The 13591-nt window shown below is 59.3% G+C and carries 11 protein-coding genes; 8 read left to right on the top strand and 3 right to left on the bottom strand.

Annotated features, from left to right (window positions below; translation table 11 throughout):
- Positions 1-4 precede the first annotated feature (4 nt).
- A complete protein-coding gene (locus FHS83_RS17405; RefSeq protein ID WP_167084470.1) occupies positions 5-208 on the top strand; it encodes a hypothetical protein in 204 nt (67 codons plus the stop codon).
- 10 nt (positions 209-218) lie between these two features.
- Here FHS83_RS17405 and FHS83_RS17400 read toward each other — a convergent pair whose 3' ends face one another.
- Entirely contained in the window at positions 219-881 is a 663-nt protein-coding gene (locus FHS83_RS17400) for a hypothetical protein (RefSeq protein ID WP_167084467.1), read from the bottom strand.
- Positions 882-1128: 247 nt separating this feature from the next.
- Between FHS83_RS17400 and FHS83_RS17395 the strand changes: the two genes are divergently transcribed.
- Both FHS83_RS17395 and FHS83_RS17390 read left to right on the top strand, forming a co-directional pair.
- Entirely contained in the window at positions 1129-3144 is a 2016-nt protein-coding gene (locus tag FHS83_RS17395; protein WP_167084465.1) for a transferrin-binding protein-like solute binding protein, read from the top strand.
- A 186-nt stretch (positions 3145-3330) separates the two neighbouring features.
- A complete protein-coding gene (locus tag FHS83_RS17390; RefSeq protein WP_167084463.1) occupies positions 3331-4518 on the top strand; it encodes a porin family protein in 1188 nt (395 codons plus the stop codon).
- Here FHS83_RS17390 and FHS83_RS17385 read toward each other — a convergent pair.
- The gene (locus FHS83_RS17385) at positions 4515-5510 is read right to left on the bottom strand and encodes a polyprenyl synthetase family protein (RefSeq protein WP_167084460.1); all 996 of its coding nucleotides are present in this window, start codon (positions 5508-5510) and stop codon (positions 4515-4517) included. The two genes, FHS83_RS17390 and FHS83_RS17385, sit on opposite strands and share 4 nt — an antisense overlap.
- A 119-nt stretch (positions 5511-5629) precedes the next feature.
- Between FHS83_RS17385 and FHS83_RS17380 the strand changes: the two genes are divergently transcribed.
- The 4 genes from FHS83_RS17380 (at position 5630) to glyS (ending at position 9781) form a co-directional block, all read left to right on the top strand.
- The gene (locus FHS83_RS17380) at positions 5630-5857 is read left to right on the top strand and encodes a putative signal transducing protein (RefSeq protein WP_167084458.1); all 228 of its coding nucleotides are present in this window, start codon (positions 5630-5632) and stop codon (positions 5855-5857) included.
- A 4-nt stretch (positions 5858-5861) separates the two neighbouring features.
- Complete coding sequence (locus FHS83_RS17375) at positions 5862-6581, top strand: tRNA1(Val) (adenine(37)-N6)-methyltransferase (RefSeq protein WP_167084456.1); 720 nt, start codon at positions 5862-5864, stop codon at positions 6579-6581.
- 259 nt (positions 6582-6840) lie between these two features.
- Positions 6841-7713 (top strand): glycine--tRNA ligase subunit alpha, encoded by an 873-nt coding sequence (locus FHS83_RS17370; protein ID WP_341801569.1) that lies wholly within the window; start codon positions 6841-6843, stop codon positions 7711-7713.
- A 1-nt stretch (position 7714) separates the two neighbouring features.
- Positions 7715-9781 (top strand): glycine--tRNA ligase subunit beta, encoded by a 2067-nt coding sequence (glyS, locus tag FHS83_RS17365; RefSeq protein WP_167084454.1) that lies wholly within the window; start codon positions 7715-7717, stop codon positions 9779-9781.
- Between the two features lie 575 nt (positions 9782-10356).
- Here glyS and FHS83_RS17360 read toward each other — a convergent pair.
- On the bottom strand, positions 10357-10557 hold the full coding sequence (locus FHS83_RS17360) for a hypothetical protein (RefSeq protein WP_167084452.1): 201 nt from the start codon (positions 10555-10557) through the stop codon (positions 10357-10359).
- Positions 10558-10760: 203 nt separating this feature from the next.
- Between FHS83_RS17360 and ppdK the strand changes: the two genes are divergently transcribed.
- Positions 10761-13433 (top strand): pyruvate, phosphate dikinase, encoded by a 2673-nt coding sequence (gene ppdK, locus FHS83_RS17355; RefSeq protein WP_167084450.1) that lies wholly within the window; start codon positions 10761-10763, stop codon positions 13431-13433.
- The last annotated feature ends 158 nt before the right edge of the window (positions 13434-13591 follow it).

Genomic DNA, 13591 nt, shown 5'->3' with positions numbered 1-13591 from the left:
CAGGATGGCGAGTTGGGTTCGTTGCATTGAATATGAAGTCGGCATCGATCCGAGCATCTCGCCGCAGCTTCTGATCAATCTCGACGTCGTGCAGTTCATGGTCCGTGGGACCGAATGCACGCGCGTGGTCTTCGGCGCTGGTGAGAGCTCCAGCGCGATCGAAGTGCACGAAACGCCGGAACAGATTCTGGGCGTCGCACCGAAATAATCTCGAAGCGTTATGGCGCTTTCAGCTGATTGCCGGCCACTAGCGTGACCTGGCGATCCGCCATGCCCCAAACCTCGCCCACCTTGCGCGGTGTTGCGTTCTTCATTTCCTCATAGCTGCCCATATTGGGGCGCGGGATGTTGTAATGCAGGATCAAGCTCGCGCCTTGCACCCGCCAGCTTCCTTCGGTTTGCCATCCCGGACGCGTGGCTGAGAAGCTGTGATCGGGACGCCAATATAGTCGCGTCTCGGTGCCATCGGGATCCTTGGCGATGATCGTGTTGCCGACGCGGCTCGCCGCTGCCAACGCCGCCAATACCTCCGGCGTATCCTTCAGCGCTTCGCCTTGCACCAAGGTGACGTGATGGATGCCGTGTATCCAGACATCGCCGATGGCATGCGGTTCGGAAGAGACGCATTCCTTATCGCCAACACCTGGACGCGTGATTTTGTACGTGAGGCAGAGCTTGCCGCTTTCGAAGGCCCAATGGCCGTCGCTTTGCCAGTTTGTTTGTTTGGCGACGAAGCTCTGGTCGGCGCGATAGAAGAGGCGCGTGGTCGAGCCATCCGGGTCAAGCGCAATGGTTGTGTTGCCATAGCGCGTGGCCATGGGATCGGTTGCCGCGAAAGCCCCGGCTAAGAAAAGAACGGACGCGATAAGAAATGCGCGCATAAAAAACTCCGTCGCGTGATCGCAGCCGCCGAAAGTTGTCCGCCGCCCAAAGAGTCGGTGCTGGCGACCATAGCCGATGGACGGTCCTGGGCGGTTCAATTCTGTGGCATTTTCCTGCACTCCTAACGGGAGCTACGCTTTGCCACACGAACGTAAAGATGTTTCCGGTAACACCGCTATCTCAAGCTGCTAAAATACATCCACACACGCGCCGAAGAATGCTGCGTGGAGTAGGGGAGAGATGTTCATGAGCGGCTTGGGGAAGATGCCCCACTGCGTGGCAGTGGCGGCTTGCGCAATTGTGTTGAGTGCTTGTGCGTCGGGCGGTGGAAGCTCACCAATTTCTACACCGTCCAATGGGACCTCAGCCGGAAACACGGGTGGTACGACTGGTGGCACCACGGGCGGTACGACTGGCGGCACTACGGGTGGCACGACCGGCGGCACCACGGGTGGTACGACTGGCGGCACCACGGGTGGCACAACGAACCCGCCGCCTGCCGCACTTCCATTACCCGCTGGCGCCTCCTACGGGGGGCCGAGCTTGGCTTTGCCGAGCACAGCTCAGTACACGCCTAATTTCGGCGCCGCCAATTCAATGGTGGATGCCAACACCGTCTTCCCGCTGCTCCAATCGAGCATCAAGATCGACAACAGTGGCTGGTCGATCGATACAGCGACCAATAGCGGTGGCGCCACGCTGACCCATGCAAAAGGGGGCACGCCTGGGCTGACGCTGAGCATTCCTTCGCTCAATGTTACCGATAAGCCCGTCAAGAATGACGCTGCCGCTGCGCTCAACCTGCTGAATGGCGCGAGCAGTGCCGTGCTGATGGCGGTGAATGTCTGGAGTGACGTGATCGCCGGGCAATGGTTTGTCTGGGACGGCAGCAAAGGCACGTTATCGCAATTCGTGACGGGCTTCAGAGCGGGTGGTCCGGCCCTCCAGGGAAAAGCGACTTATGCCGCGAAGAACAATGTCGAAGGCTATGCTTTGCAGGCCAAGAATGTTGCTGTTCTTAACGGCGATGCCACCCTTAACGCAGATTTTCAGACTGGCGCGATAACCGGTACGCTCAAGAACATGACCGCAACGGATACCAATGCCACCCAAACGGCATGGAATGATGTTGCCATCACCGGATCGATAAGATCCGACAACATGACTTTCGCTGGCAAGACTTCTGCGACCTCCGCGCCGGGAACGAGCTTCGCCGTCAAGAGCGATGCGACCGGGACAACCAATGGCGGCTTTTACGGCCCCTATTCCTGGAACGTTGCCGGGGTGTGGTCGATCGGGGATGGGACGACCTCAGCTTTCGGGACCTTCGGCGGAAACTCCGATCCCTTTATCATCAATCCGCCATTAGCCCCCAGCTTCGGCTATACACAGGCCACGCCTATCATGGCCACCTCCGGCGGGCCGACGTTTGACAGCGCCAGCGGCAATTATCCGACCGGCACATTCCCGGCGTTACAAACAACCCTCGGAACCGGGCCGATCAAGACCGTTACCTATCCCGGTTACGCTACAAACAGCGTTTCGTTCCAGGATAACGGGCCCAGCTGTCCGACCTGCAAAGACACCAATTTCACATTGACTGTGCCTGGGGTCGGCGTTACGGCAACGGGAAAGATCAACAACAATCTGAGCGCCGTTACCACCACGACCATCGACAGCACGCCTGCAGGTAAGACCAGCCCGTATTCCTTCTCGCTGGTGAGCTATGGCTTGAGCTACACCTCCTTTGGCGTGTGGACCCAATCCCAGAACGATTTCGGAAAAGTCGATTACACCGGAACCTATCTGATTGGCATGCAAACGCCGGTCGGAAACTTGCCGACATCGGGTTCTGCGACCTATGCAGGCGCAGGCATGGTTGCGGGTGAGGTGATCGTTCCCAATGGTGCGACCTTCTCGGCGGCTGGACTGCAAGGCGATGCTTCCATGACCGCGAATTTCTCGACGGGCGCAGTGACCGGCAATTTCTCCAATATGAACGCCTATGTCGGGACCCAGAAGACACCCTGGAACAGTGTTTCCTTTACCGGAAATATTGCCACAGGCAGCAATAGCTTCAGCGGCACGACGACGGCGACGTCGGGGGCAACCGGTACCTTCGCCTTGAAGCCTGATGCGGCGGGTGCGATCTCCGGCGGCTTCTATGGCCCTAATGCCAATGAACTCGCTGGCGTCTGGACTCTGTCGAACGGGGACAACACCGGCGCGGCCATCGGTACGGTTGGCGGCCGTAAACAGTAACCTGCAAAGTCCTGGCGCCATTACGGTGCCAGGACTTATTTCTCCCCCGGCCGAGTTTCGACCATGAAATTGTGTTCAAGTCTTGTAGCGGCTGTAAGCGCCCTGGCGTTCAGTTGCGCGGCCGCATGGGCTCAAGAAAAAAAAGTCACAAAAACGATCACGCTTGACGAGGCCGCCGCACTCTTGATGCAAAGCGGCAAGAACGATGAGGCCAAGCGCGTTCTCAAAGCTCAACTCGAAAAATCGCCCGAAGATCACCAGGCGCTGTTTCTTCTCGGCATGATCGCCGTCGCCGAGCAGCGCTATGATGAGGCCATCGAGCGTTTCCGTGCCCTCCTGTTAACGGAGCCTAACGCGGACCGTGTGCGGCTGGAATTGGCGCGTGCCTTCTTCCTGGCGGGTGATTACACCAATGCCGAACGCCAATTCCGCTTTGCGCGGGCGGGCGATCTGCCGGATGCGGTGAAGAGCAATGTCGACCAGTATCTGGGGGCGATCGCACGGCTGAAGCGCTGGCAGTATCGTTTCTCGGTGGCGGTGGCACCGGATACCAATGTCAATGGCGGCACCAATGTGCGGCAAGTGACGATCTATGGTCTGCCTTTCGAATTATCTTCCGATGCGCGTGGTACCAGCGGAGTGGGCTTGACGCTCGACACGGGCGGCGAGTGGTCGCCATTTCTTACCGATAGTATCAAAGCGCGGATGGGTGCCGATCTGCATCGCAGCGAATATAGCGGCGGTAAATTCGATGATATGACGCTCTCCGCCTATGCTGGGCCGGAATGGGTCTCGCCCAATTGGGATATCAGCCTGCTCGCGAATTGGATGCGGCGCTGGTATGGCAACGCAGATTACAGCGAGGCCTTCGGCGGGCAATTATCGGTTCAGCATCCGGTGGCCGAGCAGTTTTATCTGGGCGTGAATTTTTCCGCGCGTGCGGTGGCCTATGCCACGCAGCCGGCCATGAACGGTCCGGTTTTCGGTCTGGATGGCTCTCTCAGCTACATCCTCTCACCATCGAGTCTGGTGCAGCTTTCGATCGGGGTGGCGCGCACCGACGCCGATGTCGCGGCCTATTCGAATTGGAGTTACTGGGGCAGCGTGACCTACCAGCGCGACTTGCCGTTTGGCTTCACAATTGCCGCCACGCCCAGTCTGGTTTGGTCGCATTACGACGAGCGCATGGCCGCTTTTGCGCAAGCGCGCGAGGACTGGGCCTATTCCTTCCGGATTGGTGTTCTAAACCGGCGGTTGACCTATGCCGGATTCACGCCGCAGCTCTCGTTCTCGCATGTCACGCAGAACAGCAATGTCCCGCTCTACGGCTATGGCCGCAATCAGGTCGAGATCGGCGTCACGCGTTATTTCTAATACGCCCGTGCGACGCAGAAATCGGCGACGGCGGCGAGCACATCGCGGATTTTGCTTTCGGGCAGAGTTTCGAGCGCGCGGCAGGCAAGACCCGCGTAACCGCGGGCGCGTTCCATCGTATCGGCAATGGCGCCGGTCTGTTCGACCAGCGTGATGGCGCGGTCGAGATCGGCTTCGCCTTGCGTGCCCATTTCGATGGTCTTTTTCCAGAACTTCAGCGCGGCTTCATCCGCGCGCGCCACGGCGAGAATGACGGGCAGGGTGACTTTTCCTTCGCGGAAATCATCGCCGACGGCTTTGCCCATCAGCGCCTGACGGCCGGAATAATCCAGCGCATCATCGACAAGCTGGAAGGCGATACCTAGATTTTGGCCATAGGCGCGCAAGGCTTTCGCGTGTTCACCGCCCGCGATCACCGCGCCAGCTTCGGCAGCCGCAGCGAAGAGCTCCGCCGTCTTGGCGCTGACGACGCGCAGATAATGGTCCTCGGAGGCTTGCAGATTGCCGGAGGATTTGAGCTGCATCACTTCGCCTTCGGAGATCACGGCGGACGCATGCGAGAGAATGCCGAGTACTTTCAACTCGTCAGTTTCGACCATCAATTCGAAGGCGCGGCTGAAGAGAAAGTCGCCAACCAGCACGCTCGCCTTATTGCCCCAGACGATATTGGCCGAAACCTTACCCCGGCGCAGCGCGCTGTCGTCCACGACATCATCATGTAGCAGCGTGGCGGTATGGATGAACTCCACCGCTGCGGCGAGCTTGATGTGATGGGCGCCGTGATAGCCGCCGACCTGGGCCGCGGCGAGGGTGAGGAGCGGGCGCAACCGCTTGCCGCCGGAATCGATCAGATGCTTGGCGAGATCGGGGATCAGCGCCACCGCGCTCGACAGGCGCTCATGAATAAGGACGTCGGTGGCACGCATATCGGCTGCCACCAGGGCATGCAGTTGTTCCACGGGTGAAATGTCGGTGCGGGTGCTGACTTGCATGCTATGCGGGGGCTCGCGTCTGTTTGCCGGGAGATTGGTTGCGGCGCGGCCCTGGGTCAAGCGGGCAAGGAAAGATTTCGGTGATACAATGGCTTCGCTTGCTAGTTGGAATCGCCTCTATGCGCCTCATATTGAAGACGAATGACCCGGTTCAGCTCGATTACGCCCAAGCCGTGCTTAGGGACGCCGGCATCGGCGCGGTTGTCTTTGATGGCGCCATGAGCGTGATGGAGGGGAGCGTCGGGGTGCTGCCGCGCCGCCTGATGGTGGCCGATGAGGATGAGGCCGAGGCGCGCGCCATTCTGACCGAGGCGCTGGGCGCTAAGGCCTTGGAACCAGAAGCATAATGCGATGTCTCTGACGGAAGATCGCTTTTTGGGCGGGCGCGTCATCATCCGCCAGCCGGAGGCCGGGTTTCGCGCCGGGCTGGACGCGGTGATGCTCGCCGCCGCCGTCCCCGCCGAGGCCGGGGAAGAGGTCTTGGAGCTGGGCACCGGGGTGGGAACGGCCGCGCTGTGTTTGCTGACCCGGGTGGCGGGCGTGCGGGCCAAGGGCGTGGAAATCGACCCGCCGACCGCAGAGCTGGGCTCTGCCAATGCCGCCGCAAACGGGCTTCTGGAGCGTATGTCTCTGATAACAGGAGATATTTTCGCCCTTCCGGCCTGCTATCGAAAGCCTTTCGACCATGTTTTCGCCAATCCGCCATTTCATGGCGAGGAGGGGCAGGCGGCCCCTGATCCTGCCAAGGCGCGGGCGCTGCAAGATGGCGGGCGGCTGGCCGATTGGCTGCGCGCCGGGCTGAAAAGGACGGTTTCCGGGGGGGCGTTTACCACGATTTTGCGCGCCGACCGGCTTTCGGAGGCGCTTCAGGCCCTGCCGGAGCGGGGTATTTCGGTCTTTCCGCTCTGGCCCAAGGCTGGAGTTCCTGCAAAACGGGTTATTTTGCAGGCTCGCCAAGGCGCGCGTTCGCCGATGGCGCTATTGCCCGGCCTGGTGCTGCACGAGGCGGACGGGCGCTATACGCCAGAGGCCGATGCGGTCTTAAGGGGTGAGCGGGGACTGACCCTTTAACCTCCCCCTTGTGGGGAGGTCGAAATGCGAAAGCGAAGCGAAGCATTTCGGTGGGGGGAAGCGATTGAGCTGTGCTTCCGCCGCTTCCCCCACCCGATCCGTCTTCGCTCTCGCTGCGTCGGATCGACCTCCCCGCGAGGGGGAGGTTAAAGGGTGGCATTTGCTGTTGTTTGCCCGCGCTCGCGCCGCTAGGTTCCGGCGGATTCTTTAGCTGTCGCGCAGCCTTACGGTATTTGGCTGACGCTCCGAGGCACCGATCGTGGCGAAAACATTTCAGGACCTGATCCTGACCCTTCAGAATTATTGGGCGGCGCAAGGCTGCCTGATCCTGCAGCCTTATGATGTGGAGATGGGGGCGGGTACCTTCCACCCGGCCACCACCTTGCGGGCGCTTGGTCCGAGGCCCTGGCGCGCGGCCTATGTGCAGCCTTCCCGCCGCCCCAAGGATGGCCGCTATGGCGAGAACCCGAACCGCCTGCAGCATTATTATCAGTATCAGGTGATCCTGAAGCCCTGCCCGGAGAATGTTCAGGAGCTTTATCTCGGCTCTTTGAAGGCCATCGGCCTCGACCCGATGAAGCATGATGTGCGCTTCGTGGAAGACGATTGGGAAAGCCCGACGCTGGGCGCCTGGGGCCTGGGCTGGGAAGTTTGGTGCGACGGCATGGAGGTGACGCAGTTCACCTATTTCCAGCAGGTCGGCGGCATCGATTGCGATCCGGTTTGCGCCGAGATCACCTATGGCCTGGAACGCCTCGCCATGTATGTGCAGGGCGTCGAGTTCGTCTACGACTTGGCTTTCAACGAAAATTTTCGCTATGGCGAAGTGTTTCACCAGTCGGAGCGTGAGTTCTCGGCTTACGATTTCGAGCACGCCAATACCGAGATGCTGAAGCGGCATTTCGAGGACGCCGAAGCCGAATGCAAATCGCTGGTCGAAAAAGGCGTGCCGCTGCCCGCTTATGACCAATGCATCAAGGCTTCGCATTGCTTCAACTTGCTGGATGCGCGCGGCGTGATCTCCGTCACTGAACGCGCCGCCTACATCGCCCGCGTGCGCGCCCTCGCCAAAATGTGCTGCGAAGGCTGGCTTGCGACACCCATGGGCGCTTACGAGCCGAGGTTTGGCTGATATGGCTGATTTGCTTCTTGAACTGTTCTCCGAAGAAATTCCCGCGCGCATGCAGGCGCAGGCCGCCAAGGATTTGGAGCGGCTGGTCGTCGGCGCGCTGTCGGATCGCGGTCTTTTGTTCGAAGGCTCCAAGGCTTTCGCGGGGCCGCGCCGCTTGACGCTCGTCTGCGCCGGTCTGCCGGTGAAACAGCCGGACGTGTCCGAGGAAAAGAAAGGTCCGCGTATCACCGCGCCCGAAAAAGCCATTGAAGGCTTTCTGCGTTCGGCTGGTGTGACGCTGGAACAATGCGAAAAGCGCGATGACGGCAAGGGCGAATTCTATGTCGCCGTCATTCATCGCAAAGGCCGCGACACCGCCGAAGTGCTGGCCGAAGTGATCCCGGAATGCATGGCGAAACTGCCTTGGCCCAAATCCATGCGCTGGATTCCGGGCGAGGCGACGCGCTGGGTGCGCCCCTTGCATTCGATCCTCTGCACGCTGGGCGGCGAAGTGGTGCCGTTCGAGTTTGCGGGCGTGAAAAGCGGCAAGCAAACCCGCGGCCATCGCTTCCTGTCGGCGGGCGTCATCACCGCCAATAGCTTCGAGATGTATCGCGCCGACCTTAAGCATCATCATGTGATGCTGGATGCGGCCGACCGCAAGGAAACCATTCTGGAACAGGCCAAGACCGCCGCTTTCGCGCTGGGCTTGGAGCTGATCGAGGATGAGGGCCTTTTGGAGGAAGTCGCGGGCCTGAACGAATGGCCGACGGTGCTGATCGGCCGCATCGAAGATCAGTTCATGGATGTGCCAGCGGAGATTTTGCAGACCTCGATGCGCACGCATCAGAAGTATTTCTCGCTGCGCGATCCTAAGACCGGCAAATTCGCCAATCGCTTCGCGGTGGTCTCCAATATGGTGGCCGAGGATGGCGGCGCGGCGATCATCGCCGGTAACGAGCGCGTGCTGCGCGCCCGTTTGTCGGATGCGAAATTCTTCTGGGATTTGGATCGTCAGACCAAGCTTGCGGATCGCGTCGACGCGCTAAAGGGCATCACCTTCCACGCCAAGCTCGGCACGCAGTATGAGCGCGTGATGCGCATTGTGGCGCTGGCAGGCGAGATCGCGGCCAAGATCGGCGCCGATGTGGAAAAAGCCAAACGCGCCGCGCTGCTGTGCAAGGCGGATTTGACGACTGGCGTGGTGGGCGAGTTCCCCGAATTGCAAGGCGTGATGGGCCGCTATTACGCCATCCATGACGGCGAAGACGCCGAAGTCGCCGATGCCATCCGCGATCACTATAAGCCAGTAGGCCCCAGCGATGCCGTGCCGACAAGCAAGGTCTCCATCGCTGTGGCGCTGGCGGATAAGCTGGATCAGCTTGTTTGGTTTTTCCGATACGATGAAAAGCCGACGGGATCGGGTGACCCATTTGCCTTGAGACGGGCGGCTCTTGGCGTAATCCGTCTTATTCTTGAGAATAAATTGTTTCTTCCGCTGACGGCTCATACCAGCCAAGCGGACTATTATAATTCCGAAAAGGGTATCGGGAGAATTGTGCACTCGGAGCTGCTCACATTCTTCGCCGACCGTCTGAAGGTCGCGTTGAAAGAAAAAGGCACGCGGTATGATCTGATCGATGCCGTGTTCTCTCTCGGCAATGAAGATGATCTGGTGCGGCTCGTGGCGCGGGTGGAGGCGTTGCAGTCCTTCCTCAAGACCGAGGCGGGCACCAATCTCCTCGCGGGCTACAAGCGCGCGGCCAATATTTTGAAGGCCGAAGAGAAGAAAGACAAAACCACTTACGAAGGCGAGGCGGAGGCTTCCGCGCTGGTGCTGGAGGAAGAAATGGCGCTGTTCGCCGAACTTCAGAAAGCAGCCGGGCAGGTGAAGGCCGATATTGAAGCCGAGCGCTTTGTCGAAGCCATGGGTGTGATGGCCGGGCTGCGCGCGCCAGTGGACGCGTTTTTCGATAAGGTGACGGTGAACGATAAGGATGCGAGTCTGCGCAAGAACCGCTTGCTGCTGCTTTCGCAACTTCGCGCCACGCTGCATCTGGTGGCTGATTTCTCGAAGATTGAAGGGTAGCAAAAGAGCTGTCATCCCGGGCGATCAGGCGGTGCGCAGCATCGGCTGAGAGACCCGGGACCCACTTTTGCGCCAGCACAGATTTCCGAGTAGGTCCCGGATCGCGCCTTTGTGACAGATGACGCGATTTTCGTGGGCGCGTCCGGGATGACAGGTCTGGTGGTGCGTGCTTCGAGGCTCGCCGCCCGGGCAATTGCTTGAATCACTTACAGTTTTACGCGGCTCGCACCTCAGCATGACGAGATTGGGATTTAAAAACTCTCGTCATGCTGAGGTGGCCTGCGCGCAGGCTGTGAACGAGAGGCAGTGCGATTGGGGTGCAGGCCCTCGAAGCACGCACGACTTCACCCTGTGAAACGTCGGCGCCAATTGTCGCGCCTGCGGATTGGGCACGCCCAAAAGCGGAATTTGTAAGGTGCGAATACCAATTGTGCGGTGTGGAATGACACCGGGGTCACAACTGTCGCATGCGCGGAAAAGGCGAGAAATGGCCGATTTTCGCCATATTCAAAATGCCTATAAAATAATCATAACTGCGCATGCAAAATGCGCCATTTGGCAAAACTATACGCATGTCAGTTGAGGGGCATCGGCTCGCTTTTCGCCATATTTGGGCGTATCACGCTACCTGAAATCTCCGATTGCAGGACCCTCGGTCCCCAGGCAATCGCCTTCAGCGCAGACGCTTCCAGCGTGACTGTGCCAGGGTAGATTTCGCACCAGCAATAATCGATCAAAAAATAGCGCCAGCCTGCCACATTGCGTCGTGAACGCATGCGTATTACTCCTGAAATTACAGTGTGAGTTCCCTTTCCCTCTTTTTGGCAGGGCCGGCTTATGCGGGTCTTAACCACATCGGGATCACCAACGCGACGCGATCTCTTTGCGCTGCAGGGTCCCGAATTGTGCCTGCCGATGCGCCTCGGCGCCCAGGATCGGGTCCTCACAACAATCACAACAAAACTAGGTGAGAGAAACGATGAGCAAATGGGTCTATACATTTGGGGACGGTAGCGCCGACGGCGATGCCAGTATGCGCAACCTCTTAGGCGGCAAGGGTGCCAATCTCGCGGAAATGAGCAACCTTGGGTTGCCTGTTCCTCCGGGCTTCAGCATCACCACCGAGGTCTGCACCTACTATTATGCCAACAACCAGACCTATCCCGCGGACCTGAAGGAGCAGGTGGAAGCCGCGGTGATCCGCATGGGCCGTTTGATGGACGCCAAGCTGGGCGATCCGGAACGCCCGCTCTTGGTCTCGGTGCGCTCCGGCGCGCGCGTCTCCATGCCAGGTATGATGGATACGGTTCTCAATCTCGGCCTGACGCCGGAGACCGTGGAAGGCGTGATCAAGCTGACCAACAACCCGCGCTTTGCCTGGGACAGCTATCGCCGCTTCGTGCAGATGTATTCGAACGTCGTGCTCGGAATGGAGCATGCCGATTTCGAGGAAATCCTCGACCACGCCAAAGAAGCCAAAGGCGTTGAGCTCGACACCGATCTCGATGCGGGCGATCTGAAAACCGTCACGGCGAAGTTCAAGGAACTCGTCCAGAAGAAGCTCGGCAAGCCCTTCCCGGATACGGTGGAAGAGCAGCTTTGGGGCGGCATTGGCGCCGTCTTCTCAAGCTGGATGTGCACCCGCGCGCAAACCTATCGCCGCTTGAATAAGATCCCCGGCGATTGGGGCACGGCGGTGAACGTGCAGGCGATGGTGTTCGGTAATCGCGGCGATACGTCTGCTACGGGTGTGGCCTTCACGCGCGACCCCGGCAATGGCGAGAAATATCTCTACGGCGAATATCTCATCAACGCGCAAGGCGAAGACGTGGTGGCCGGTATCCGCACTCCGCAGCCGATCACCAAGCTGGTGCGTGAACGCCAGGGCGGCAAGAAGCCGTCGATGGAAGAGGCCATGCCCAATATGTACAAGGAGCTCCTTGGCATCGGGCAGAAGCTTGAAAACCACTTCAAGGAAATGCAGGACGTCGAATTCACCATCCAGGAAGGCAAGCTCTGGATGCTGCAATGCCGCGCCGGCAAGCGCACCGCCAAGGCCGCGCTGAAAGTCGCCATCGATCTCGTCAGCGAGGGCCTGATCGACAAGAAGACCGCCGTGCAGCGTGTCGACCCCGCAGCGCTTGATCAATTGCTGCACCCGACCCTCGACCCGAAAGCACCTAAGCTGAAATTCTCCACCGGTCTTGCGGCCTCTCCGGGCGCAGCCATCGGCGAAATCGTATTCACTGCTGACGAAGCCGAGAAGCTCACCAATGAAGGCCATGATGTCATCCTGGTTCGCCAGGAAACCAGCCCGGAAGACATTCACGGCATGCATGCGGCCAAGGGTATCCTTACGGCGCGTGGCGGCATGACTTCTCACGCGGCCGTGGTTGCGCGTGGCATGGGCCGTCCATGCGTGGCCGGTGCGGGTTCCATCCGCATCGATTACGACGCCAAATGCATGGCGGTGGGCGACAAGATGCTGAAGCAGGGCGATGTCATCACCATCGATGGCTCGGCGGGCGTGGTCTATCAGGGCCGCGTACCGATGCAGAAGCCCGAACTTACCGGCGATTTCAACACGCTGATGAACTGGGCCGATGAAGTGCGCGAGTTGAAGGTCTACACCAATGCCGATACGCCGACCGATGCGCGCACCGCGCGGTCCTTTGGCGCGCAAGGCATCGGCCTCTGCCGCACCGAGCATATGTTCTTCGATGGCGATCGCATCGTGGCCGTGCGCCAGATGATTCTGTCGGAAACGGTGGAAGAACGCGAACGCGCTCTCGCGAAGCTTCTGCCCATGCAGCGCGGCGATTTCGAAGAAATTTTCCGTGTCATGGACGGGCTGCCGGTGATCATCCGTCTGCTCGATCCGCCGCTGCATGAATTCCTGCCGCACAAGGAAGAGGAATATGCGGCGGTTGCGAAGTCCGCGGACCTTTCCGTTGCCAAGCTGAAACAGAAGGCCAATCAGCTTCACGAGATGAATCCGATGCTCGGCCATCGCGGCTGCCGCCTTGGAATCACCTTCCCGGAAATCACCGCGATGCAAGCGCGCGCGATTCTCGAAGCCGCACTTAATGTCGAAGCCGAAGGCAAAAAAGTCATCGCCGAAATCATGATTCCGGTAGTGGCTTGGAAGCAGGAACTCGACTTCGCCAAGGACGTCATCGAAACCGTGGCGCAGCAGGTGAAGAAAGAACGCGGAAAACTGCCGCAGTATAAGATCGGCACAATGATCGAGTTGCCGCGCGCCGCATTGCGCGCCGGTGATCTTGCACAGACCGCCGAATTCTTCTCCTTCGGCACAAACGATCTAACGCAAACGACTTGCGGTATCAGCCGTGATGATGCCGGTCCTTTCTTGACTGAGTATCAAATGAAAGGACTTCTGATGCGCGATCCGTTTGTGACAATCGATCGCGATGGTGTTGGCGAGTTGATCAAGATCGCAGCCGAACGCGGTCGTAAGACTCGCAGCGATCTTGATGTCGGCATCTGCGGCGAGCATGGCGGCGATCCCGATTCCATCGCTTTGTGTCACGAAGTAGGGCTGAATTATGTCTCGTGTTCGCCGTTCCGCGTGCCTGTCGCTCGTCTTGCGGCGGCGCAAGCGGCTCTCAAAAAAGTGGAGCGCGATGTCTGATCACGCGTTTTGAGCGATAATCTGTGTACGGAGTAGTGGTTTCGCACACAAAAAAATACGCGAGGGAAGTCCGGGAAAATCCAGGATTTCCCTCGTTTTTTCTTTTGCAAGGGTGACGTTGTGTCACGATCTTGAATTTTTTAATTTGACGCGGGCTT

Origin of the sequence: Rhizomicrobium palustre (genome assembly GCF_011761565.1) — a bacterium.
Taxonomy (GTDB): domain Bacteria; phylum Pseudomonadota; class Alphaproteobacteria; order Micropepsales; family Micropepsaceae; genus Rhizomicrobium; species Rhizomicrobium palustre.
Note: the sequence above shows the minus strand (reverse complement) of the source record. Positions and strands in the feature narration are given on the sequence as shown.

Bases quoted from the DNA above. Each gene is read 5' to 3' on its own strand.
- FHS83_RS17385 (WP_167084460.1), bottom strand. From the start codon at position 5,510: ATGCAAGTCAGCACCCGCACCGACATTTCACCCGTGGAACAACTGCAT.
- FHS83_RS17400 (WP_167084467.1), bottom strand. From the start codon at position 881: ATGCGCGCATTTCTTATCGCGTCCGTTCTTTTCTTAGCCGGGGCTTTC.
- FHS83_RS17390 (WP_167084463.1), top strand. From the start codon at position 3,331: ATGCAAAGCGGCAAGAACGATGAGGCCAAGCGCGTTCTCAAAGCTCAA.
- FHS83_RS17375 (WP_167084456.1), top strand. From the start codon at position 5,862: ATGTCTCTGACGGAAGATCGCTTTTTGGGCGGGCGCGTCATCATCCGC.
- glyS (WP_167084454.1), top strand. From the start codon at position 7,715: ATGGCTGATTTGCTTCTTGAACTGTTCTCCGAAGAAATTCCCGCGCGC.
- FHS83_RS17395 (WP_167084465.1), top strand. From the start codon at position 1,129: ATGAGCGGCTTGGGGAAGATGCCCCACTGCGTGGCAGTGGCGGCTTGC.
- FHS83_RS17405 (WP_167084470.1), top strand. From the start codon at position 5: ATGGCGAGTTGGGTTCGTTGCATTGAATATGAAGTCGGCATCGATCCG.
- ppdK (WP_167084450.1), top strand. From the start codon at position 10,761: ATGAGCAAATGGGTCTATACATTTGGGGACGGTAGCGCCGACGGCGAT.
- FHS83_RS17380 (WP_167084458.1), top strand. From the start codon at position 5,630: ATGCGCCTCATATTGAAGACGAATGACCCGGTTCAGCTCGATTACGCC.
- FHS83_RS17360 (WP_167084452.1), bottom strand. From the start codon at position 10,557: ATGCGTTCACGACGCAATGTGGCAGGCTGGCGCTATTTTTTGATCGAT.